The sequence below is a fragment of the Caulobacter soli genome (assembly GCF_011045195.1).
GTDB classification, from domain to species: Bacteria; Pseudomonadota; Alphaproteobacteria; order Caulobacterales; family Caulobacteraceae; genus Caulobacter; species Caulobacter soli.
The window spans coordinates 4,930,130-4,954,051 of sequence record NZ_CP049199.1 but is presented as its reverse complement, the minus strand read 5'-3'; the positions used below and the strand labels follow the sequence as shown (position 1 = coordinate 4,954,051).

Below are 23,922 nucleotides of genomic sequence, written 5' to 3'. Positions count from 1 at the left end.
CCCGAGACCCTTCGCCGCCCACAGCACGACCGCCGCCAAGCGAGAGCCGCCATGCAAAACCTAGAAGAGCGCGACTACTTCAGCGACCACGAGATCCTGAAGGACCCCTACGCCTATTTCGAAGCCGTCCGGGCCAAGGGACCGATCTACCAACTGCCCGAGAGCGGGATCGTGGTGGTCACCGGGTTCGACGAGGCGCTGGAGGTGTTGAAGAACACCGAGGACTTCTCGTCGGTCCTGGCGCCCCAGGGCCCCGCCGCGGCCCTGCCGTTCCAGCCGCAGGGCTCGGACATCACCCCGCAGATCGAGGCCCATCGCACCGAGTTCGTCGGCGGCGACCTGCTGGTGTCCCTCGACGACCGTCCTCACGCCTTCTCGCGCGCCCTGATCGGCGGCCTGTTCACCCCGTCGCGGCTCAAGGCCAACGAGGCGTTCATCGCCGAGTTCTCGGACGAGCTGGTCCGGGGTGCGGTGGCCAAGGGCGGCTGTGACCTGATCAAGGAGATCGCCACTCCGTTCGTCACCCTGGTGATCGCCGATCTGCTGGGCGTGCCGGCCGACGACCGCCAGCTGTTCATGGACGCCATCGAGGCGGGGCCGCCGCCCGGCAGCCTCGACGCCAATGACCTGATCGCCCAGAACCAGCCCTTGGTGCTGATGGGCGGCTATTTCGTCGGCTACGTCCACGACCGCCGCGAGAACCCGCGCGACGACGTGCTGTCGGAGCTGGCCAACGCCAAATATCCCGACGGCTCGACGCCCGACGCCCTGGAGATCGTGCGGCTGGCCACCTTCCTGTTCGGGGCCGGCCAGGACACCAGCGCCAAGCTGCTGGGCAATGCGATGAAGTTCATCGTCGACCAGCCCGGCCTGCAGGACCAGCTGCGCGCCGATCCCAAGCTGATCGCGCCGCTGCTGGAGGAGGTGCTCCGGGTCGAGGGCTCCACCAAGATGACCGCCCGTATCGCCCGCAAGGACAGCCGGATCGGCCACCTGGAAACGCCCGCCGGCACCAAGGTGATGATCGCCCTGGCCGCCGCCAATCGCGATCCGCGCCGTTGGGAAGACCCCCAGGCCTTCACCCTGAACCGCCCGCGCATCAAGGAGCACCTGGCCTTTGGGCGCGGGGCCCACGTCTGCGCCGGCGCGCCGCTGGCCCGGGTGGAGGTGCGGCTGATCCTGGAGAAGTTCCTCGAACACACCTCCAACATCGAACTGGTCGAGGAAAAGCACGGTCCGCCCGGCGCGCGGACCCTGGAGTTCGAGCCCAGCTTCATCATTCGCGGCCTGGGCAATCTGCACCTGAAGCTGACGCCCGCCGCAGGCTTCAAGCCGCCCGAGCCCGCCAAGGCGGACAAGCCCAAGCGCGGGCTCTTCGGATTGTTCGGCAAGAAGGACGACAAGGCCGCCGCGCCCAAGCCCTATTCCACGGGCGAGACCCGGCTGGGCGTGCTGCTGGCCGATCCGGCGGCGACGGCGGTGCTGGACAGGCACTTCCCCGGCGTCAGCACCGATCCGCGCATCGGCATGGGCAAGGGCATGACCCTGCGGATGGTCCAGAAGTTCGCGCCGGAAATGTTCACCAACGAGGCCTTGGACGCGATCGACGCCGAACTCGCCAAGCTGCCGGTCAAACACTGAGAGGGATGAGTCAATGACCATCAACAGCAAACGGGTCGTCGTGGTGACCGGCGGCGCGTCGGGCATCGGCCTGGGGATCAGCAAGCTATTCGCCGCGAGCGGCCACCCGGTCGCCATGCTCGACATGCAGGAGGCGGCGCTGGAACGCGAAAGCGCCGCCCTGGCCGCCGCCGGCGCCAAGGTGCTGGGCCTCAAGACCGACGTGTCCGACCGGGGCCAGGTCGAGGCGGCCTACGCCGCCGTGCGCAAGACGCTGGGGCCGATCGCCATCGTCATCGCCAACGCCGGGATCTCGGTCAGCGCCGACTTCCGCACCCTGTCCATCGAGGCGTGGCAGCGGATGATCGACGTCAATCTGACGGGCGTGTTCCACACCCTGCAGCCGGCGATCGCCGACATGGCCGACGCCAAGTGGGGGCGGATCGTGACGATCTCGTCCCAGGCCGCCCAGTCCGGCGCCCAGGATCGCGCCCACTACGCGGCCTCCAAGGGCGGGGTGATCGGGCTGACCCGGTCGCTGGCTCGCGAGCTGGCCCCGCTGGGGATCACGGTCAACACCATCCCGCCGTCGCTGGTCGACACGCCGCTGGCGCGGGCCGGCGAGGCGGCGGGCCAGGTGCCGCCGCTGGAAGTGATCGCCCAGATGATCCCGATCCAGCGACCGGGCACGCCCGAGGACATCGCCAACGCCTGCGAATTCCTGTGCTCGGACAAGGCCAGCTACATCACCGGCCAGGAGATCAACGTGAACGGCGGATCGTGGATGTAGGCTCGGCCTTCCGCGAGGAGGGGCGCTTGCCGTCGCCGCGCATTCGTCGTAGCGGCGACGCCTTGGCGCCCGCGGGCGACAGCCGGAGCAGGTACGGGAAAATGGTGTCGAACCGTCGCAGGGGACCGGAAGATTCGGCGGTGCGCGCCGAGCTGATCGAGGCCGCCGAACAGCTGATCCGCGAGGAGGGCTATCCCGCCGTCACGTCCCGCACCCTGGCCGACCGGGTCAATCTCAAGCGCCAGATCGTCCACTATTACTTCCACTCGATGGACGAGCTGTTCATCGCGGTGATCCGGCGCGGGGCCGACCAGATGCGCGAACGCATCAAGGCGGCCCTGGCCAGCGACGAGCCGCTGCGCGCGCTCTGGGACCTCAACAGCGATCCGGCCCAGGCGTCGCTGTCGCTGGAGCTGAACGCCCTGGCCAACCGCCGCCCGGCGGTTCGCGCCGAGGTCTCGCGCTTCGGCGAGGAGTTCCGGGCCATGCAGGCCAAGGGCCTGGTCGAGCACGTCAAGGCCCGGGGACAGGCGCAGACCTTGCATCCCCTGGTCGCCACCGTGCTGCTGACCAGCCTGTCGCAGATGCTGACCCTGGAGGCGGCCATCGACGTGAAGCTGGGGCACGCCGAAATGCTGGCATTCACCGACGAGTGCCTGCGGGCTTTCGCCGAGGGGCGCGAGCCGCCGCTGGGCGCGCCGAACTTCCTGGCCAAGCCGGCCTGATCGACGGAGCACGCCATGGCCTCCACGAACGCCGCCTGGAGCGGATGCGCGGTCGTCACCGGGGCCGGATCGGGCCTGGGCGCGGCCATGGTCGGCCGCTTCGCCGAGGTCGGCATGGCGATCGTCGCGCTCGACATCGACGAGGCGCGGGCCGAGCAGCAGGCGCAGAGGGTCCGTGACCAAGGCGGCCGGGCGATCGCCCTGGGCGTCGACGTCGCCGATCCCGCCGCGATGGCGCGCGCGGCCGAGGCGGCGCGGGCGGAATTCGGCGGCTGCAACGTGCTCTGCGCCAATGTCGGGGTTCAGCAGTTCGGCGCCATCGACAAGCTGACCGCCAACGACTGGCGCTGGGTGCTGGACGTCAATGTGCTGGGCGTCGTGAACACCGTCGGCGCCTTCCTGCCGCTGTTACGCGAGAGCCGGGGCCTGCGGCGAGTCCTGGTCACCGCGTCTTCCTCGGTGCTGACGCCCGGGGTGCGCATGGCCGCCTATATCGCCAGCAAGTACGCCGTCATGGGCTATGGCGAGACCCTGCGGATGGAGCTAGCGCCCGAGGACATCGGCGTCTCGGTGTTCTTTCCGGCCGGCATGGCCTCGCGCCATCTGGAAAGCAGCCGCCTGGCCCGACCCGAGGCGCTGGGGCCATCGGTGCTGGAGCGCGCCGACATCGACGCCATGCTGGCCAGCCGCCAGGGGACCAGGCCCGAGCCCGTGGTCACCCCCGAGCACGCGACCCGCAACCTGCTGGCCGACCTGGTCGCCAACCAGCGCTTCATCGTCAGCCACGGCGCCTATCGCGACGAACTCGTGGACCGCTGCGACGACCTGATCGCCGCCTTCGACCGCGCTCAGGACGATTAGACCTGGGCGGCGGTCTCGGGGCGGTTTCCCCGTTGCGTTCGGCCCGGACGCGTCGCACGTTCGGCGCCTCATTTCCCGCCCCACGGAGACTGCTCGCATGTGTGACGACGATATCCACCCGGGTCTGGTCCACGATCCCCGCCTGTCGCGCCGGACGTTCGGCCTGGCCGCCGCGGCGCTGGGCGGCCTCGCCGCGACCGCCGCCGGGGCGCAGAGCGCGGTGGTCGAAAAGGATGTCGTGATCAAGACGCCCGACGGCGTCGCCGACGCGGCCCTGTTCTACCCCGAAGGCCCAAGTACCAAGAATGGGGGAAAATGGCCCGCGGTGCTGGTCTGGCCGGACGTGCTGAGCCTGCGGCTGGTGTTCCGCGACATGGGCAAGCGGCTGGCCGCGGCCGGCTACGTGGTGCTGGTCCCCAACCTCTACTACCGGGTCCAGAAGGCGCCGGTGATCGACGGGACCTTCGACTTCTCCAAGCCCGACGATCGCGCCAAGCTGACCCCGCTGCGGGCCACGGTGACGCCGGAGGGCACCGACCGCGACGCCGCCGCCTATGTCGCCTTCCTCGACGCCCAGCCCCAGACCAACAAGGCCAAGAAGATCGGCGTCCAAGGCTATTGCATGGGCGGCCCCCTGTCGTTCCGCACCGCGGCGGTCGCGCCCGGCCGTATCGCGGCGGTGGCCACCTTCCACGGCGGCGGCCTGGTCACGGGCGAGCCGACCAGCCCGCACCTGCTGATCCCCAAGACCCACGCCGAATATCTGATCGAGGTCGCCGACAACGACGACAAGTCCGACCCCACCGTGAAGGACAAGCTGAAAGCCGCCTTCGCCGAGGCCAAGCGCCTGGCCCAGGTCGAGGTGTTCGAGGGCGCGGCCCACGGTTGGACCGTCAAGGGCAGCGCCGTCTACAACGAGGCCGCCGCCGAGAAGGCCTGGGCCAATCTGCTGGCGCTCTACAAGAAGGTGCTGGCCTGACCACGAGCGGGGACATGCCCTTGGGCGTGTCCCCCTATCGGCGCGAGGCCTGTCGTACGGCTGTCGCGGGACGGGTCTAGTCGGTCCGGCTACGAAATCCGGGGGGACCTCATGTCGACCGTTCGCACTCTGATGCTGGCGTTGGTCCTGGCCGCGCCCGTCCCCGCCTTCGCCGCCGCTCCGACTTCGGATCTGAAGCTCGAGCGCGTGGTCATGCTGATGCGCCACGGCGTGCGTCCGCCGACCAAGGCCCAGGCGACGCCAGAGGGCACGACCGCCCAGCCGTGGTCCAGCTGGACCACCCCTTATGGCGACTTGACCGATCACGGCGCCGAAGGGGCGCGGCTGATGGGCGTCTACAGCCGCACCTTCTTGGCGTCGCGTGGCCTGCTGCCCGGCGCCGGCTGCGCGCCGGCCGGTGAGGTCGTGGTCTGGGCCAGCGGCAAGTCGCGCGCCATCAAGACCGCCAAGGCCTTCACCGAGGGCCTACAGCCGGGTTGCGGGATCGCCGTCGCCCATCCCGACAGCGAGGACAACGACCCGGTCTTCCACCCGCTGGACAGCGGCGAGACCATCGACGGGGCCGTTGCCCTGAAGGCCGCCCAGGCCACGAAGCCGGGCCTGACCGCCGAGACGCGCCTGCACGCCGCCGACTTCGCGGTCCTGCAGAAGGTGCTGGGCTGTGATCCGGCCACCAAGGCCGGCTGCGGGATCGCCCAGCGGCCGTCCAGCCTGAAGGCCAATCCGCACGAGGGGCCCGACGTCGACGGCGCCCTGGCCATCGCCTCCACCGCCGGCCAGACGGTGCTGCTGGAATATGTCGAAGGCAAGCCGATGGATCAGGTTGGCTGGGGCCGCGCCTCTAAGGCCGACATCCAGGCGATGCTGCGGTTCCACACCGTGAAGTTCCGCTACGAGGCGCGACCGGCCTACATGTCCGAGCGCTATGCCGCTCCGGTCGCCCGGCGGATCCTGGCGGCGCTGAACGGCGAGGCCGACACCGGCCGGCTGACCCTGCTGGTCGGTCACGACACCAATATCGCGGCCCTGGGCGGCTTTCTCGACGTGCACTTCACCGCCGCCGACTATCCCCAGGACGATCCGCCGCCCGGCGGGGCCATGGGCTTCGAGCTGCTGAAGGATGCCGGCGGCCAAGCCTTCGTGCGGGCCTTCTATACCGCCCAGAGCCTGGACCAGCTGCGCGAGCTGCGGCCGCTGACCGCCGCCAATCCGCCGGCCTACGCCTATTTCCCGATCCCGGGCTGCGGCGTGAAGGGCCAGCCCACGCTTTGCCCGCTGGAGACCTTCCGCAAGATCGTCGGCGACAAGTTGGCGGCCCCGGCCGCGCGCTGAACCGTTTCCTCACCGCCTGTCCTTGGCGGTAATCGCCTAGTCCGAGTGGGATTCTCCAAGCCGGAAAGGCGTTCAGGGCCCAGGTTGGCGCTCCAATCTGGAGGTTCGTTATGAAACGCCTGTTCCTTTGGGCCGTCGCCCTGCTTTCCCTGGCCGGCGCCGCCCACGCCGAAGTCCCCGCCTTCCCGGCGTCGTTCAAGACCCAGGAGATCACCACCAACGGCACGACAATCCACGTCCGGGTCGGCGGCAAGGGCCCGGCTGTCGTGCTGCTGCACGGCTATGGCGAGACCGGCGACATGTGGGCGCCGATGGCCGCCGACCTGGCCCGCGACCACACCGTGGTGGTGCCCGACCTGCGCGGCATGGGCCTGTCGAGCAAGCCGGCGGATGGCGGCTACGACAAGAAGAACCAGGCCAAGGACGTGGCCGGCGTGCTGGACACGCTGAAGATCGACAAGACCGACGTGGTCGCCCACGACATCGGCAACATGGTCGCCTACGCCTTCACCGTGCAGAACCAGAAGCGCGTGACCCGCCTGGTGCTGATCGACGCGCCGGTGCCGGGCGTCGGCCCCTGGGAAGAGGTCCTGAAGAACCCGCTGCTGTGGCACTTCCGGTTCGGCGGCCCCGACATGGAGCGCCTGGTCGCCGGCCGCGAGCGCATCTATCTGGACCGCTTCTGGAACGAGTTCTCGGCTGATCCCAAGAAGTTCGACGAGGCCTCGCGCCAGCACTACGCCGCGCTCTACGCCCGTCCGGGCGCGATGCACGCCGGCTTCGAGCAGTTCCACGCCTTCGACCAGGACGCCATCGATAACAAGGCCTTCCTGGCCCAGTACGGCAAGCTGACCATGCCGGTCCTGGCCCTGGGCGGCGAGAAGTCGTTCGGCCCGATGATGGCCACGGTCATGCGCGCCGCCGCCGACAACGTCACCGAGGGCGTGGTCCCGGCTTCCGGCCACTGGATCATGGAAGAAAACCCCACGGGCACGATCGCCCTGGTGCGTCCTTTCCTGGACAAGTCCCTGTGAGGGCCGCCGCTCTCGCCTTCGTCGCGGTCCTGCTGACCGCGACGGGGGCCGGCGCCGCCCCCAGCGCGGAGCTGCGCCTCACGCCGGCCGAGATCGCCACCTTGGCCCAAGGCGGGGCCGGTCCGGGGTCCTCGGGCGTCGTCGGGATCCAGACCTCGGTCCTGGCCGGCGACCCGACCAAGCCGGGTCCCTACACGATCCGCCTCTGGGCGCCGGCCAACACCCGGATCTCCGCCCACAGCCACCGCGACGAGCGCACGGCGGTGGTGGTCTCGGGAACCTGGTTCTTCGGTTATGGCGACAAGGCCGAGGAGACCAAGGTCAAGGCCCTGCCGCCGGGCAGCTTCTACACCGAGCCGGCCGGCGACCATCACTTCGCCCTGACCCGGGGCGAGCCGGTGGTGGTCTATATCTTCGGCTACGGCCCGACCGACACGGTCTATGTCGACCCGACGGCCGCGCCTAAGCCTAAACCCTAGACGGCGCGTGCAGATCGACTTCCTCGACCAGGAAGTCGATCAACGCCCGCACCCGGCTGGGCAGCTGGCCGCCATGGCCGACATAGACGGCGTGGATTTCCTCGACATCGCCGGGATTGTACGTCTCCAGCACCGGAACCAGCCGCCCGGCGGCGATGTCGCCGCCGATGTGGAAGTGGGCCAGCCGGGCCAGGCCCTGGCCGACCAGGGCCAGCTGACGCGCGGTCTCGCCGTCGCCCGCCGTGGCGTCGCCATGGATCGGCAAGGACAGGCGCTGGCCGCCCTCGACGAACGCCCACTTGTCGCAATGACGGGCGAAGTTGAAGCCGATGCCGTTGTGGGCGGTCAGGTCGCGGGGGGTCTTCGGGGTTCCGTGGCGGGCCAGGTAGGCGGGCGAGGCGACCACGGCCATCGGGCTTTCGCCCAGCTTGCGGGCCATCAGCTGCGAGGCCCGCATCGGCCCCACGCGGATGGCCACGTCGGTGCGGGCGTCCATCAGGTCCACGACTGTGTCGCTGAGCACGATGTCGAGGATCACCTTCGGAAACGCCGCCGAGAACTTCGGCACGAGAGGCAGCAGATGGTGCAGGCCGAACGGGACATTGGAGTTGATCCGCACTCGCCCGCGCGGGGTCAGGCTGGCGGCGACGGCGCTCTCGGCCTCGTCCAGGTCGGCCAGCACCCGCAACGCCCGCTCGTGAAACAGCTGGCCCTCGGCCGTCAAAGTCAGCTTGCGGGTCGAGCGGTTGATCAGCCGCGCGCCCAGCCGGGCCTCCATCCGGCTGACCAGCTTGCTGATCGCCGAGGGTGTCATCTTCAGTTCACGCGCGGCCGGCGAAAAGCCGCCCAGCTCCACGGCCCGGGCGAACACTTCCATCTCGCCCGAACGGTTGATCTCCAGCCTGGCCATCTTTGACTTCAACTCACAGATGTCTGTCGTTCCGACAGTCTAGTTCATGGAGCGCCGAGGGCCTACCTCTGCGGCTCGAAATCCTTCAGGAGCCTTGCCCGTGCCCCTAGCCCTCTACGCCCTGACCGTCGGCGCCTTCGGGATCGGCGTCACCGAATTCGTGATCATGGGCCTGCTTCTGCAGGTCTCGGCCGATCTCGGGGTCTCGATCCCGCAGGCCGGACTGCTGATGACCGGCTACGCCCTGGGCGTGTTCGTCGGCGCGCCGATCCTGACGATCGCCACCCGCCGCCTGCCGCGCAAGACCACCCTGCTGGTGCTGATGGCCATCTTCACGATCGGCAACATCGCCGCCGCCCTGGCTCCGACCTACGGCCTGCTGATGGCCGCGCGGATCGTCACCGCCCTGGCCCACGGCACCTTCTTCGGCGTCGGTTCGCTGGTCGCCGTCAGCCTGGTGCCGCCCCAGCGCAAGGCCTCGGCCATCGCCATCATGTTCACCGGCCTGACCCTGGCCACCCTGCTGGGCGTGCCGTTCGGTTCGTGGCTGGGCCTGGCCTACGGCTGGCGCGCCACCTTCTGGGCGGTGGGCGCGATCGGCCTGATCGCCTTCGCCGTGCTGGCCGCCTTGGTCCCGCGCGAGAAGGACGTGGCCCAGCCTGGTCCCCTGCGCGAGGAGTTCGCCGTGCTCGCCCGGCCGCAGGTGCAGATGGGTCTGGTGATGACCGTCCTCGGCTTTGGCGGGGTGTTCGCGGTCTTCACCTACATCCAGCCGATCCTGACCGAGCTGGCGGGTTTCTCGAAGGAGGCCGTGTCGCCGATCCTGCTGGTGTTCGGCGCGGGCCTGGTGGGCGGCAACCTGGTGGGCGGGCGCTGGGCCGACAAGGCCCTGGCGCCGGCGCTGCTGGGCACCCTGGCCATCCTGACCGTTGTGCTGGTCGCCTCGGCGTTCGGCTTTCACGATCGGATCGGGGCGGTGGTCGCCGCGTTCGGCCTGGGCGCGGCCGCCTTCGCCACCGTCGCGCCGCTGCAGATGCGGGTGCTGTCGCAGGCCGGCGGCGCGGGCCAGGGCCTGGCCTCCAGCCTGAACATCGCCGCCTTCAACCTGGGCAACGCGTTCGGCGCCTGGCTGGGCGGGGCGGTGATCGCCCACGGCCCGGGCCTGGCCGCCGTGCCGCTGGTCGCCGCCGCCGTGCCGCTGTCGGCCCTGGCCCTGGCCGCCTTCAGCCTTTCCGTCGAACGCCGCGCCCTGCGCGTCGCCGCCCTCTAACCCAAAGGACGTCGGATCATGGAATACCGCCAACTCGGCCGCTCCGGCCTGCGCGTTCCGGCCCTCAGCTTCGGCGCGGGCACCTTCGGGGGCCAGGGCCCACTGTTCAGCGCCTGGGGCGACACCGACGCGCGCGAGGCCCGCCGGATCATCGAGATCTGCCTGGAGGCCGGGGTCAATCTGTTCGACACCGCCGACGTCTATTCGAACGGCGCTTCGGAAGAGATCCTCGGCGCGGCCCTCGAAGGCCTGCGCGATCAGGCGCTGATCTCGACCAAGCTGGGCCTGCCGTCCGGCGACGGACCGCTGGATCGCGGGACCTCGCGCCTGCGGCTGACGCGCGGCGTCGAGGCGGCGCTCAAGCGCCTGCGCACCGACCACATCGACCTGCTGCAACTGCACGCCTTCGACGCCTTCACTCCGGTCGAGGAGGTGCTGTCGGCGCTGGACGATCTCGTGCGGGCCGGCAAGGTGCTCTATGTCGGCGCCTCCAACTTCTCCGGCTGGCAGCTGATGAAGTCGCTGGCGGCGGCCGATCGGCACGGCTGGCCGCGCTATGTCGCCAACCAGGCCTACTACTCGCTGGTCGGCCGCGACTACGAGCACGAGCTGATGCCGCTGGGGATCGACCAGGGCGTCGGGGCCATGGTCTGGAGCCCGCTGGGCTGGGGCCGCCTGACTGGAAAGATTCGTCGCGGCCAGCCGCTGCCGGCCGTCAGCCGCCTGCACGAAACCGCCGACGCCGGTCCGCCGGTCGACGACGAGAAGCTCTATGCGGTGGTCGACGTCCTGGACCAGATCGCCGCCGAGACCGGCAAGACCCTGCCGCAGATCGCCATCAACTGGCTGCTGCGTCGGCCGACCGTGTCCAGCGTCATCGTCGGCGCCCGCAACGAAGAGCAACTGCGCCAGAACCTCGGCGCGGTCGGCTGGGAATTGACGCCGGAGCAGGTGGCGCGTCTCGACGCCGCCAGCGCCGTGACCCCGGCCTATCCGCACTATCCCTACTGGCGCGAGGGCGGCTTCAGACAGGTCAATCCGCCGCCGGTCTAGGCTCGACTCGCTTGTCCGTGCGCGCCCGGCAACTTGCACGAGCGCGCACGGATGCGACCTCCGCGCCGCGAAATGCGGCGCGACCTGCAAGCTCCAGCGGCGCCAGGCGGACAAACGCGCGGCGCCGTCGTGTTTGATTGACCCACGGGAAGCCGGCGCCCTCGCATAGCCCCAACCAACAGCAAAGAGGGGTCTTGCATGCCGGTCAGCCGTCGCAGTTTCATCCACGCCATCGGCGCCGCCGGCGGCTATGGCGCCGCCTTCACCGCCATGCAGGCGCTGGGTCTGCTGGCCCCGTCCACGGCCTTCGCCGGCGCGCCGCCGGACCTGGCCAAGGGCGGTGGCGGCAAGGGCGCCAAGGTGGTGATCCTGGGCGCGGGCGTGTCGGGCATGGCGGCGGCGTGGGAGCTGGGCAAGGCCGGCTACGACTGCACGATCCTGGAGGCCCGGGCTCGCACCGGCGGCCGGGTCTGGACGGTGCGCAAGGGCGACAAGATCGAGATGACCGACGGCTCGCGGCAGGTCTGCGAGTTCGACGAAGGCCAGTACATGAACGCCGGCGCCGCGCGCCTGCCCAGCCACCACCAGATCGTGCTGGGCTATTGCCGCGAGCTGGGCGTGGAGCTGGAGGTCGAGGTCAACACCAGCCGCAGCGCCCTGCTGCTGAACCCGATGGCCAACGACGGCAAGCCGATCAAGATGCGCACGGCCGTCAACGACACCCGCGGCCACGTCTCCGAGCTGTTGGCCAAGGCCATCAACAAGGGCGCGCTGGACGAGGACCTGACCGCCGACGACAAGCAGCGGATGGTCGCGTTCCTGAAGACCTACGGCGATCTGTCGACCGACCTCCTCTACAAGGGCTCGGAACGGGCCGGCCTGAAGATCGAGCCGGGCGCCGGCGACGAGAAGGCCACGCCCTTCGACCCGGTCAGCATGAAGGCCCTGCTGGACGAGGATCTCTGGAACGGCGTGCTGTTCGAGGAGACCATCGACATGCAGGCCACCATGTTTCAGCCCAAGGGCGGCATGGACGCCATTCCCCACGCCTTCGCCAAGGCCCTGGGTCCCAAGATCATCAAGCGCCAGTGCGAGGTGCGCCAGATCCGCAAGACCGCGAAAGGCGTGAAGATCGCCTATCACGACAAGGTCGCGAACCAGGACCTGACGATCGAGGCGGACTACTGCATCTCGACCATTCCGCTGCCCGTGCTGGCCAAGATCGATAACGACTTGAGCCCGGCCTATAAGACCGCCATCGCCCGCACGCCCTATCGCGACAGCATCAAGATCGCCTGGCAGGCCCCGCGCTTCTGGGAAGGGCCCAAGTACCAGATCTATGGCGGCCTCTCGTTCGTGAAGGGGCCGACCAACATGGTCTGGTACCCCAGCTACGGCCTGCACACCAAGACCGGGGTGATCCTGGGCGCCTATACCGGCGGGGCGGCGGCCACCCAACTGGCCAAGATGCCGCGCGCCGACCAGATCGAGCACACCCGCAAGATCATCGAGGCCATGCACCCCGGCTGCGGCCAGCTGCTGGAAAAGCCGCTGCAGGTGCAGTGGGCGGCGGTGCCCTACAATCTCGGCATCGGGGTGGGCTGGGCCAGCGACGACGAGCCGGACTATCACCTGCTGGGCCAGCCCGACGGGCCGATCCACTTCGCGGGCGAATATCTCAGCCATGTCGGCGCCTGGCAGGAAGGGGCGATCCGCGCGGCCCACCGCTGCATCGTCATGCTCGACGCCCAGCACCGCAAGGGTCAGCCGGTGACCGCTCAGCGGGTGATTTGATCGCTCCCTAAACCGCCAACATCCCGGCGAAGGCCGGGACCCAAGGGGGCTCCGTGGCTCCTGGCTCAGCGCCTCGTCCGGATGCTCGGCTTGGGTCCCGACTTTCGTCGGGATGTTGGAAAGTTGGGTAGATGATCCGTATTCGGATTATTAGCCCTGGCCCGTCTTCATCAACGCCGTTCGCGACGGCAGCAGCTGGGCCATGAACGGCAGCAGGGCCGCGCCCACGGCCGGTCCGTCGGCCGAGGTGGCGGCTCGCTCCACCGGGGCCAGGGCCGGTACGTCCGGGGTCGCGGCCAGGCGGGCGTTGACCGCCGCGACCAGGCGATCCAGCAACGCCGTGGGCAGGCGGCCGCCCACATAGATGGCCTCCGGATTGACCAGGCAGCTGATCGCCACGAACGGCTGGACCAGCAGTTTGGCCGACAGGGCGATCCACTCCTCGACCAGGGCCTGGCCATCGGCGGAAAGGTCGCCGAGTTGGTCGGGGCGGGTCACCACGACGCCGCCCGCCTCGAGATGGGCGTACAGCGCCGACAGCGACACCACCTCCTGCAACGGTCGGGTCTTGGTCTTGGGCGCGCCGGCGGGCAGGAAGCCGATCTCGCCGCTGCGCCCCTGGGCCCCGCGGAAATAGTCGCCCTCGATGACCAGCCCGCCGCCCAGACCCGCCGATACCAGCACGTAGAAGAAGCTGGGCTTGCGCAGGCCGTGACCGAACTGCAGCTCGCCCAGGGCCGCGGCGGCGGCGTCGTTCTCCAGGAAGACGGGCAGGGGTAGGACATCGGCCATCAGCTTGCCGATGTCGGCCGTGCTCCAGACCTCATAGCCCTTGGGCCGATGCGGCAGGTCCACCCGCCCCAGGTCGTCGGGCAGGGCGACGCCGATGCCCGACAGGCGCGGCGGATCGCCCTTCCAGGCGGCCAGCATCTTGCGGATCTGCGTCTTGCAGAACTTGGCGACGTCGGCGGGCAGGGGGAATTCGATGTCCTGGCTGGCCCGCGCCCGCACCACGCCCAGCAGGTCCAGCATCACTACCGTGATGTGGTCGCGGTCGATGTTGACGCCGATCGACAGGCAGCCGTCGGGATTGATCGTCAGGTTCATGGCCGGCTGGCCGCGCGGGCCCTGGACCCGGCCGGCCTCCAGGATCAACCCGTCTTCCAGCAGGCGCTTGGTGATGTTGGCGACGGCCGGCGGGGTCAGGCCGCTGATCCTGGCCAGGGTCACGCGGGTGATCGGACCGCCCACCCGGATGGCCTGCAGGATGACCCGCTGATTGTGGTCGCCGACCCGCTCCAGATTGGCGCCCGACAGGCTGGCCCCCGAGGTGCGCTTCCGGTTCGACTTCCGCGAGGCTTCCAAGGGCGGCATCCGGCAACTGCAAATGATACGACTTCGTACCATTAGGACGCACGATGGCGATAGCGTGGCCGTTGGCGGTAATAATTTAAATTGCTTTCTTTATTCGAGGCTGCTGAACATGGGCGCGATCGGAAGCGCGCCGCAGCGCGCGCTCCAGCTGGGCGGAGGAAAGCGGGTTGATCCAGGTCGGCGTTGATTTTGGCGGCACGAAGATCGAAGCCGCCGCCCTGTCGCCGGACGGCCGGTTCCTGGCCCGCGTGCGCGCCCCCAATCCCGGATCCTACGATGCGTCCATCGCCACCGTCCGCGACCTGATCGCTCAGGCCGAGCAGCAGGCCGGCGCGCGGGGCACGATCGGCGTCGGCGCGCCCGGCTCGGTGTCGTCGCGCACGGGCGTGATGCGCAACGCCAACTCCACCTGGCTGAACGGCCGCCGGTTCCGCGAGGACCTGGAGACCGGTCTGGGACGTCCGGTGCGGCTGGCCAACGACGCCAACTGCCTGGCCCTGTCCGAGGCCGTCGATGGCGCGGCGGCGGGACTGGCGGGCGTGTTCGCGGTGATCATCGGCACCGGCTGCGGCGGCGGCCTGGCGGTCGAGGGCCAGCTGGTCGAGGGCGCCAACGGCGTGGCCGGCGAGTGGGGCCACACGCCCCTGCCGTGGCCCAAGCCGGAGGAGTCGCCCGGTCCGGTCTGCTGGTGCGGCCGGCACGGCTGCCTGGAGACCTGGATCTCGGGCAGCGGCTTTCAACGCGACCACGCCGAACGCACCGGCCAGACCCTGACCGGCGAGGCGATCATCGCCGCCGCCCGGAACGGCGACGCCGGGGCCATGGCCAGTTTCGACCGCTATCTGGACCGTCTCGGCCGAGGCCTGGCGGTGATCTGCGACATCGTCGACCCGGACGCCTTCGTGTTCGGCGGCGGGCTGTCGAACGTCGCCGAGCTCTACGAGCGATTGCCCGCCTTCATCGAACCGCACGTGTTCTCCGACGGCTGGAGCGCCCGACTGGCGCCCGCCCAGTGGGGTGATTCCTCGGGCGTGCGCGGCGCCGCGCGGCTGTGGACTCTGGCCGAGGCGGCGGCCCTGCCGTGACCTGATCGACCCGACCCCAGACCCGACGACGACAAGCCGCCCGCAGAGGCCGGCCCGAGGAGGAAGACATGACCACCCTGTTCGCCCGACGGATCCGCCTGTCGCTGCTGGCGACCTGCGCCGCGTTGCTGGCCCTGCCGGCCGGCGCCCAGACGTCCTCCGTCTACGGACCCTATAACGCCGACCTGCCGCGCGGCGGCGATGGCCTGGCCAAACCGCTGGCGGGAAGCCCGCTGCCGGCCCAGGGGCCCTGGTCGCTGCAAGGCTGGATCTGGCCCTCGGCGGCGTCCGGCGGGCGGGTGGTCGTGGCCGGGGTCGGTGACCCCGCCGCCGGTGGACGCTTCCTCGAACTCGAGGGTGGCGTCCCGGCCATCTGGACCGGATCGTCGGGCGTGAAGGGGCGGGCGGTCCTGAAGCCGGGCGCCTGGAGCCATGTGGCGGCGGTGTCGGACGGGGCGAAGGTCACGCTTTATGTCGACGGAACCAAGGTCGGGGAGGGGGCTGCGGCGCCCGTCGCGGCGGCGTCGACCGTGCTGCTGGGGCCGCGCAAGCTGGCTGGGACCGCGCCGTTCGGCGGCAAGGTCGCCGGCTTCACGGCCCAGGGCGCGGCGTTGACGCCGGTCCAGCTCAAGGCCCTGGCGGCGACCCCGCCCGATCCGGCCCTGACCGTCTACGAGCCCGGCAGCCCGACCTGGCCGGTGCAGGTGCGCCAGATGTATGGCCAGGTCACGCCGCAGGACGCCTGGACGCGCCCAAAGAGCAAGGCGCCGTTCTCCAAGCCGGTCGCCGTCGCGCCCTATGCCGGTCCGGCCCTGGTGGCCGCGCCCGCCATGGAAGGCGCCGACGCCGTCTTCCTGCAGCGCTGGTCGCTGGTCGAGGCCCCGAAAGTCAGCGCGGCTCCGACAGCGCTGTCTAAGCCCGGCTACGACGCCAAGGCCTGGTACGCCGCCACCGTGCCCGGCACGGTGCTGACCACCCTGGTCGATCGGGGCGTCTATCCGGACCCGGACCATGGCCTGAACAACACCGCCATCCCCGAAAGCCTGAACAGGCAGGACTACTGGTACCGCGCCGAGTTCGTGGCCCCGGCCGGCCAGGACGGCCGCCACCAGCAGCTGGTCTTCAAGGGGATCAACTACGCCGCCGAGGTCTGGCTGAACGGCGAGAAGCTGGGCGCGGTGAAGGGCGCCTTCATCCGGGGCCGGTTCGACGTGACCGGCAAGCTGAAGCCCGGTGCCGCCAACGTCGTCGCGGTCAGGATCTCGCCGCCGCCGCATCCGGGCCTGGCCCAAGAGGAGTCCCTCACCGCCGGGGTCGGCGAGAACGGCGGCATGCAGGCCCTGGACGGTCCGACCTTCATCGCCAGCGAAGGCTGGGACTGGATCCCCAGCGTCCGCGATCGCAATACGGGCCTGTGGCAGGACGTGGTGCTGGTTTCGACCGGCCCGGTGCGGATCGGCGACAGCCACGTGGTCACGACGCTGCCGAAAGCCGACAACAGTATCGCCGATGTCGAGATCACCGTGCCGGTGGAGAACCTGACCGACGCCCCGGTCCAGGCCACGGTGCGCGCGGCCTTCGACACGGTCGCGGTCGAGAAGACCGTCACTCTTGCGCCGGGGCGGGGCGAGGTCGTGTTCAAGCCCGCCGACTTCCCGCAGCTGTCGGTGAAGAACCCCAAGCTCTGGTGGCCCAACGGCTATGGCGCCCAGACCCTGTACGGCCTGCGCCTGATCGCCTCGGTCGACGGCCGACCGTCCGATCAGAAGGACAGCCGCATTGGCCTGCGCCAGATGACCTACGAGCTGTCGCTGATGGACTCCAAGGGCGACCTGCGGCGGGTCGAGGTCGACTACGCCAAGGCCCGCCAACTGGGCCAGGATATTACCGACGGAAGCCATGAAGGCATCCGCAAGGTCGAGGGCGGCTGGGCCACCTCCCTGACCCAGGCGGGCGAAACCTCGCCGGCCGTCCGCGACGCGCCCGACACCGGCCTGACGCCCTACCTCGTCCTCAAGGTCAACGGCGTGAAGATCGCCGCGCGCGGCGGCAATTGGGGTACGGACGATTGGCGCAAGCGCGTCTCGCGCGAGCGGCTGGAGCCCTATTTCCGCCTGCACCACGACGCCCACCTCAACGTCATCCGCAACTGGGTGGGGCAGAACACCGAGGACGTCTTCTACGACCTGGCCGACGAGTACGGCCTGCTGGTGCTGAACGATTTCTGGGCCTCGACCCAGGACTACCAGCTGGAGCCGCAGGACGTGCCGCTGTTCCTGGCCAACGCCGCCGACGTCATCAGCCGTTATCGCAACCACCCTTCGATCGCCCTGTGGTTCGGCCGTAACGAAGGCGTGCCGCAGCCGATCCTCAACGAGGGCCTGGAAGCGCTGGTCCACGATCTGGACGGCACGCGCTGGTACACCGGCAGCTCCAACCGGGTGAACCTGCAAAACAGCGGACCCTATAATTATCGCGAGCCGGAGACCTATTTCACCGAGCACGCCAAGGGCTTCTCGGTCGAGGTGGGCACGCCGTCGTTCCCGACCCTGGAGGCGTTCGAGGCCGCCGTGCCAGCCCCGGACCGCTGGCCGATCAGCGACGTCTGGGCCTATCACGACTGGCATCCCACCGGGAACGGCGCGACCAAGACCTTCATCGACGCCATGACCGCCAAGCTGGGCGCGCCGACCAGCCTCGAGGACTTCGAGCGCAAGGCCCAGCTGATGAACTACGAGACCCATCGGGCGATCTTCGAGGGCATGAACCAGGAGCTGTGGACCAAGTCGTCGGGCCGGCTGCTGTGGATGACCCAGCCCGCCTGGCCCTCGACCATGTGGCAGATCCTCAGCCACGACTACGACACCCACGCCTCATATTATGGGACCCAGAAGGCGGCCGAGACTGTCCACGTCCAGATGAGCCTGGCCGACCACCGGCTGGCCCTGGTCAACAACGGCCGCGCGCCGATCGTCGGCGCCGCCCTGCGGGCCCGCGTCGTCGGCCTGGACGGCGCGGTCGTGGCCGACCGAACCTTCCGGATCGACGCCGCCGCCGACAGCACGACCTTGGGCGAGGCGCTGGACCTGTCCGGTCCGCTGGCCCAGGGCGCGGTGATCGTCCGCCTGGACCTGGCCGCGGCCGACGGCACGCCGCTGTCGAACAATCTCTACTGGATCGCACGCGACGCCGAGGGCGAGCGGCGGCTGTCGGCCATGACGGCCCAGCCGGTGTCGATCGCGGCCGCTCAAGCCGCGTCCGGCGCGGAGACGGTGGTCACCGCGACCCTGGCCAACACCGGCGCGGCCCCAGCCCTGAACGTCAAGCTGACCCTGGTCGACGCCCAGGGCGCGCGGATCCTGCCGGCCTACTACGCCGACAACTATGTCTCGCTGTTGCCGGGCGAACGGCGGACGGTCGAGGTTCGCTATCCGGGTCCGGCGCGGCCCGGCGCCAAGGTCGAGCTGCGCGGCTGGAACGTCATCCCGGCCGTCGCGCCGACCGCAGCGGAGGCGCGCTGAGACGGCGGGCGGTCGGCGAATTCCGCGTCCTTCGACAGGCTCAGGATGAGGAATTCGACTTCAACCGCCGCAACAGTAGCCCTCATCCCGAGCCTGTCGAAGGACGAGGGCGGCTCCTCGGTCTTGCCCGGGCGTGACCTGAAAGTCGCATAACGAAAATCGTTTTCGAAATCCTTGTCCTGCGTTGACAGCGCTGTCTGTTGTCCATAGGTTGAAGCTACCGGCCCTCTAAAAAAAGCCGGACCTTTCTGGGAGGATGCGACGGCATCCCCAAAAACTTTGGCCTCCAAGCTCGCTCAGCGCCGCTGTTCGAGAACGAGAGCCTCTGCCGCAAATTCAGGGGAATTCACAATGACGACAAAGTCTTATCGATCGCGTACGGCTCTGCTGTCGGCCGCTTCGGCCCTCGTGCTGCTCGCCGCCGGACAAGCCATGGCGCAGACCGCGCCGGCCCCGGCCGCCGAAAACACCCAGGTGGACGAGGTCATCGTCACCGGCTTCCGGGCCTCGCTCGCCAACGCCCTCAATCTGAAGAAGAACTCGAACCTGATCATCGAATCGGTCACCGCCGAGGACATGGGCAAGTTCCCGGACCAGAACATCGCCGAGTCGCTGCAACGCCTGCCCGGCGTGCAGATCGACCGCGAGAACGGCCAGGGCACCAAGGTCCGCATCCGGGGTCTGGACCAGAACGTCACGGTTCTGAACAACGAGATCTTCGTCAGCGGCCTGGAGATCTTCCGCCTCTACGAGGGCAAGATCACCCAGGACAATTCGCTGGAAGGCATCCCCTCGCAGCTGATCGGCGGGGTCGACGTCTACAAGTCGCCGGACGCCTCGCTGCTGGAAGGCGGCCTGGGCGGCATCATCAACCTGAAGACCCGCAACGCCCGCGACCTGGCCGACGACACCACGATCGCCGGCGACCTGCGCGGCCAGAAGGGCACGGGATCGGACTGGACGCCGACCGGCTCGCTGGTGCTGGGCCACAAGTTCAGCGACCGCTTCGCCATCCTGGGCACGATCTCGTACGACAAGACCGACAGCCACACCGACGTGCTGGCCGGCGAGAACCGCGGCGGCTGGGCCTATGAGGACCGTCCGCAAGGCGCGGGCACGGTCGATGTCTGGTCGCCGGAATACCGCTACGCCACCTATCGCGACCAGGAGCGCAAGCGCCTGGGGGCCTCGGTGAATCTCGACTTCGCCCTGACCGACTCGCTGCAGCTGACCGGCGACTGGTTCCACTCGGACCTGAAGATCCTGACCTCCGAGGCCTCGATCAAGTTCCCGTTCGCCAACGAGGGGGCCACCTATTCGGCGGCCGGCTTCACCAAGGACACCAACGGCATCCTGCAGACCGGCACGGTCACCGCCAACTCGGCCGAGGGCACCTCGTACGTCCAGAACGCCGAGGCCAAGACCGACAACTTCCAAGTGGGCCTGAACTGGGATAACGGCGGCCGCCTGACCGGCAGCGGCCGGGTGTCGTACTCGACCAGCGACTATGTCAGCGACAGCGGCAACAACGACGTCCGCTACAGCCAATACACCGTGCGCAACGGCACGGCCGCGGGCCTGGTGCCCAACGCCACCGCCCCGGCGACCTTCACCTATACCTACACCAACGGCGACAACCCGACGTTCACCCCGGCCAATCCGGCCCAGTTCACGACCCCCAGCAGCGTCTTCGCCAAGTCGCACTGGGTGTTCGGCGAGCGCACCAACATCGACAACAGCTCGGTGCGGGTCGACTTCAAGTACCGTCCGGAATTCGGCGAAAGCGGTAACCTGGTGCTCAGCGCCGGCGCCCGCTACGCCGAGCGCAAGGTCGACTCCGACTTCCTGCTGCTGCTGGCCGACTATTCCGGCAAGGGCGAGCTGAACGGCACGTCCTACGGCCAGGACTGGACCGCCCTGGGCTACTTCCAGGACGGCGCCATCGGCTACAAGTCGTGCGGCCTGCCCGCCGGCACGCCGGGTCGTCCCAACTGCGGCCAAACCCCGACCGACGACGGCCGCTTCGGCGCTTCCCCGGCCCTGATCACCCCGTACCAGACGGCGGCGAGCAATCCGGAGCGCTTCGAGCTGCTGAAGGTGGGCGGGATCTCGGCCCTGTTCCAGAACCGCGACCAGATGAAGAACCCGGTCTCGTGGCTTTCGGCGCTCTATCCGTCGACGCCGTTCAAGTACTACCGGGATCCGATCCAGTCGTTCAACGTCAAGGAAAAGACCACCACCGGCTACATGATGGCCGACGCGGGCGGCGGCGGCGATCGCTACCACCTGAACGCCGGCGTCCGCGTGGTGAAGACCGAGCTGACGATCGACTCCAGCGCCACGCCGACCGTCCCGAACTACTACGGCACCGACGCATGGAACGGGGTGATCTCCAACCCGGAGAACATCACCACCTCGCGGTCCTACACCGACGTGCTGCCGAGCTTCAGCGGCGTGTTCGACGTGACGGAAGGCGACAAGGTCCGCGTCTCGGCGGCCCGGGTGATGTCGCGTCAGAACCTGTTCCAGCTGGGCACGGGGTCCAGCTACAACTTCACCCGCAGCTCGACGCCGGGCCCGAACCTCAACCGCTTCCTCTACACCAACGGCAGCGGCGGCAACCCGGAGCTGGATCCCTACCGCGCCTCGCAGTTCGACGTGGCCTATGAGCGCTACTTCGGCACGCAGGGCCTGCTGTCGGCGGCCTTCTTCTACAAGAACGTCGACTCGTTCATCCAGACCGACACGGTCGCGCGGACGGTGGCCGACGGTTCGGTGGCGGGCTCGACGACGGGCATCTTCACCCAGCCGGTCAACGGCGAGGGCGGCACGATCAAGGGCCTCGAACTGGCCGCTCAGTACGCGTTCGACTTCGGGTTCGGCTTCACCGCCAACTACACCTACTCGGACTCCAAGTCGTCCAACGCCAACGACTATGACGACAACCTGCCGATCCCCGGCGTGGCCAAGAACGCGTTCAACGTTCAGGGCTATTACGAGGGTCACGGTTTCGAGGCGCGCCTGTCCTACGCCTGGCGCGACAAGAGCTACCAGGGCAACTTCGCCTTCGGGGTCGACAACAGCGCCACCGGCGGCGTCAACGACGCCCACTCGCTGGGCACCTGGGAGCGGTCCTACGGCCAGCTGGATGGCCAGATCGGCTATGCGGTCACCCCGGCGATCAAGGTGGTGCTGGAAGGCATCAACCTGACCAAGGAAGACACCGGCCGCTACCTGCAATGGAAGAACCTGCCGTTCCGCTACGCCACCGGCGACCGCCGGGTCGTGATCGGCGCGCGGTTCAAGTTCGGCATGTAGTTCGAGTTTCGGCGCGGCGGCGGCTCATCCCCAGTCGCCGCGCCGACCGCCTGGCGCCGGCCGGTCCCCAAACGCCGGCCGGCGCCGTTTTCTGCCTCCGCGGGAGGGCGTCATGAGCGACACGACCGCCAACAAGGCCATTCGATCGATCGCCATCGTCGGCGGCGGCACGGCCGGCTGGATGGCCGCGTCGCTGCTGGCCCAGACCCTGCGCGGGACGGACTGCGCGATCACCCTGGTCGAGTCGCCCGACATCGGCACGGTCGGGGTGGGCGAGGCGACGATCCCGCCGATCTTCGACTTCCTGAAGTTGATCGAGGTCGACCTCGACGCCTTCATCCCGGCCACCCAGGCCACGTTCAAGCTGGGCATCAAGTTCAACAACTGGCGGGCGATCGGCGAGGCTTATTGGCACCCATTCGGCACGTTCGGCGTCTCGATCGATCGCCGGCCCTTCCATCACGTGTTTCACAAGGCGCGGGCCCAGAGGCTGGATCCGACCGTGCCCCGGTTCAGCCTGGCCGCCGCCCTGGGTGAGGCCGGGCGGCTGGCCCATCCCGATTCGCGCGCGCCCGGCCCGCTGGCCGGCCTGCGCCAGGCCCTGCATTTCGACGCCGCCCTGGTCGCCCGCTTCCTGCGCGACCACGCCGAGCGCCGGGGCGTGAAGCGGCTGGAACGCGAGGTCGCCGAGGTGACGCTGCGCGACGACGGCTTCATCGACGCCCTGGTCCTGAAGGGCGGCGGCGAGGTGCGCGCCGATCTCTACATCGACTGCAGCGGCTTTCGCGGCCTGCTGATCGAGCAGGCCCTGGGCGCGGGCTACGAGGACTGGACGCGCTGGCTGCCCTGCGATCGCGCCCTGGCCGCGCCGACCGCCCATGTCGGTCCGCCCGCGCCCTACACCCAGGCCACCGCCCAGAGCGCCGGCTGGCGCTGGAAGATCCCGCTGCAGCATCGGGTGGGCAACGGTTCGGTCTATTGCAGCGCCTTCCTCGACGACGGCGCGGCCCAGGACGAACTGTTGACGGCGATCGGTTCGCCTCTGGCGCAGCCTCGCAAGCTGAGTTTCACCGCCGGCCGCCGCAAGGTGATGTGGAGCCGTAATTGCGTGGCCCTGGGACTGGCCTCCGGCTTCCTGGAGCCGCTGGAATCCACCAGCCTGCACCTGGTGTGCAGCGGGCTCTACAAGTTGCTGGATCACTTCCCCGACCGCGACTTCGCGCCCAGCAACATCGCCGCCTACAACCGCGCCCTGGCCGACGAGTACGAGACCTATCGCGACTTCATCCTGCTGCACTATTGCGTGACGGACCGCGACGACACGCCGTTCTGGCGCGAGCGGGCCGCCGCCCCGCTGCCCGACCGCCTGGCCGAGCGGATCGAGCTCTACCGCGCCTGCGGCCGGGTCGACGCCAAGCCGGGCGAGCTGTTCACCGACCTGTCGTGGTTCTACATCTTCGAGGGCATGGGCGTGCGGCCTCGGGCTTATGACCCGCTGGTCGAGGCGTCGAACTTCGACCAAGTGCGGGCGATCTTGCCGGACTTGACCGCCCGCATCGACGCGGTGGTCGCCCAGAGCCCGACCCACGAGGCCGCCCTGGCGGCCATTGTCCGTCGCAGCGCCGCCTGATCCATGTCCGACCTTCGTCCAATAGGTACCGCTCACATTGAGCTGGACAGCGCTGTCAATCTGTGGTGCAGTCGAGGCCGTCAAGAGGGGCGACAGCCCCCGTCTCAGGGAAGGAAACGCCCACGC

Annotated in this window: 17 protein-coding genes; 15 read left to right on the top strand and 2 right to left on the bottom strand. The window is 69.2% G+C overall.

The window, feature by feature from the left end; genetic code table 11:
- Positions 1-51: 51 nt before the first annotated feature.
- The 8 genes from G3M62_RS23055 (at position 52) to G3M62_RS23020 (ending at position 7,841) form a co-directional block, all read left to right on the top strand.
- Positions 52-1,641, top strand: coding sequence for a cytochrome P450 (locus G3M62_RS23055; protein WP_165190878.1), 1,590 nt, complete (start codon positions 52-54; stop codon positions 1,639-1,641).
- A gap of 13 nt (positions 1,642-1,654) precedes the next feature.
- Positions 1,655-2,410 (top strand): SDR family NAD(P)-dependent oxidoreductase, encoded by a 756-nt coding sequence (locus G3M62_RS23050; RefSeq protein ID WP_165190877.1) that lies wholly within the window; start codon positions 1,655-1,657, stop codon positions 2,408-2,410.
- Between the two features lie 140 nt (positions 2,411-2,550).
- A complete protein-coding gene (locus G3M62_RS23045; RefSeq protein WP_165190876.1) occupies positions 2,551-3,135 on the top strand; it encodes a TetR/AcrR family transcriptional regulator in 585 nt (194 codons plus the stop codon).
- A 15-nt stretch (positions 3,136-3,150) separates the two neighbouring features.
- Complete coding sequence (locus G3M62_RS23040; RefSeq protein ID WP_165190875.1) at positions 3,151-3,996, top strand: SDR family NAD(P)-dependent oxidoreductase; 846 nt, start codon at positions 3,151-3,153, stop codon at positions 3,994-3,996.
- 97 nt (positions 3,997-4,093) lie between these two features.
- Positions 4,094-4,975 (top strand): dienelactone hydrolase family protein, encoded by an 882-nt coding sequence (locus tag G3M62_RS23035; protein WP_165190874.1) that lies wholly within the window; start codon positions 4,094-4,096, stop codon positions 4,973-4,975.
- Between the two features lie 111 nt (positions 4,976-5,086).
- A complete protein-coding gene (locus tag G3M62_RS23030) occupies positions 5,087-6,328 on the top strand; it encodes a histidine-type phosphatase (RefSeq protein ID WP_165190873.1) in 1,242 nt (413 codons plus the stop codon).
- A 110-nt stretch (positions 6,329-6,438) separates the two neighbouring features.
- Positions 6,439-7,362, top strand: a complete 924-nt coding sequence (locus G3M62_RS23025) for an alpha/beta fold hydrolase (protein WP_165190872.1) — start codon at positions 6,439-6,441, stop codon at positions 7,360-7,362.
- Positions 7,359-7,841 carry a cupin domain-containing protein gene (locus G3M62_RS23020; RefSeq protein ID WP_165190871.1) on the top strand — a complete coding sequence of 161 codons (483 nt, stop codon included), beginning with the start codon at positions 7,359-7,361 and terminating at the stop codon, positions 7,839-7,841. Before G3M62_RS23025 ends, G3M62_RS23020 begins: the two co-directional genes overlap by 4 nt.
- Here G3M62_RS23020 and G3M62_RS23015 read toward each other — a convergent pair.
- The gene (locus tag G3M62_RS23015; protein WP_165190870.1) at positions 7,831-8,751 is read right to left on the bottom strand and encodes a LysR family transcriptional regulator; all 921 of its coding nucleotides are present in this window, start codon (positions 8,749-8,751) and stop codon (positions 7,831-7,833) included. The genes G3M62_RS23020 and G3M62_RS23015 overlap by 11 nt on opposite strands.
- A gap of 100 nt (positions 8,752-8,851) precedes the next feature.
- On the opposite strand from G3M62_RS23015, the gene G3M62_RS23010 reads away from it, so the two are divergent.
- The 3 genes from G3M62_RS23010 to G3M62_RS23000 all read left to right on the top strand — a co-directional run bounded on the left by G3M62_RS23010 (position 8,852) and on the right by G3M62_RS23000 (position 12,868).
- Positions 8,852-10,021, top strand: coding sequence for an MFS transporter (locus G3M62_RS23010; RefSeq protein WP_165190869.1), 1,170 nt, complete (start codon positions 8,852-8,854; stop codon positions 10,019-10,021).
- Between the two features lie 18 nt (positions 10,022-10,039).
- On the top strand, positions 10,040-11,074 hold the full coding sequence (locus G3M62_RS23005) for an aldo/keto reductase (protein ID WP_165190868.1): 1,035 nt from the start codon (positions 10,040-10,042) through the stop codon (positions 11,072-11,074).
- A 198-nt stretch (positions 11,075-11,272) separates the two neighbouring features.
- A complete protein-coding gene (locus tag G3M62_RS23000; protein ID WP_165190867.1) occupies positions 11,273-12,868 on the top strand; it encodes a flavin monoamine oxidase family protein in 1,596 nt (531 codons plus the stop codon).
- Between the two features lie 150 nt (positions 12,869-13,018).
- Here the strand turns inward: G3M62_RS23000 and G3M62_RS22995 are convergent, their stop codons facing one another.
- Positions 13,019-14,242, bottom strand: a complete 1,224-nt coding sequence (locus G3M62_RS22995; protein ID WP_165190866.1) for an ROK family transcriptional regulator — start codon at positions 14,240-14,242, stop codon at positions 13,019-13,021.
- Positions 14,243-14,409: 167 nt separating this feature from the next.
- Between G3M62_RS22995 and G3M62_RS22990 the strand changes: the two genes are divergently transcribed.
- The 4 genes from G3M62_RS22990 to G3M62_RS22975 all read left to right on the top strand — a co-directional run bounded on the left by G3M62_RS22990 (position 14,410) and on the right by G3M62_RS22975 (position 23,796).
- Entirely contained in the window at positions 14,410-15,327 is a 918-nt protein-coding gene (locus tag G3M62_RS22990; protein ID WP_165190865.1) for an ROK family protein, read from the top strand.
- Positions 15,328-15,395: 68 nt separating this feature from the next.
- Entirely contained in the window at positions 15,396-18,848 is a 3,453-nt protein-coding gene (locus G3M62_RS22985) for a glycosyl hydrolase 2 galactose-binding domain-containing protein (protein ID WP_165190864.1), read from the top strand.
- Positions 18,849-19,199: 351 nt separating this feature from the next.
- Positions 19,200-22,166 (top strand): TonB-dependent receptor, encoded by a 2,967-nt coding sequence (locus G3M62_RS22980; RefSeq protein ID WP_165190863.1) that lies wholly within the window; start codon positions 19,200-19,202, stop codon positions 22,164-22,166.
- Between the two features lie 112 nt (positions 22,167-22,278).
- Positions 22,279-23,796, top strand: coding sequence for a tryptophan halogenase family protein (locus G3M62_RS22975; RefSeq protein WP_165190862.1), 1,518 nt, complete (start codon positions 22,279-22,281; stop codon positions 23,794-23,796).
- The last annotated feature ends 126 nt before the right edge of the window (positions 23,797-23,922 follow it).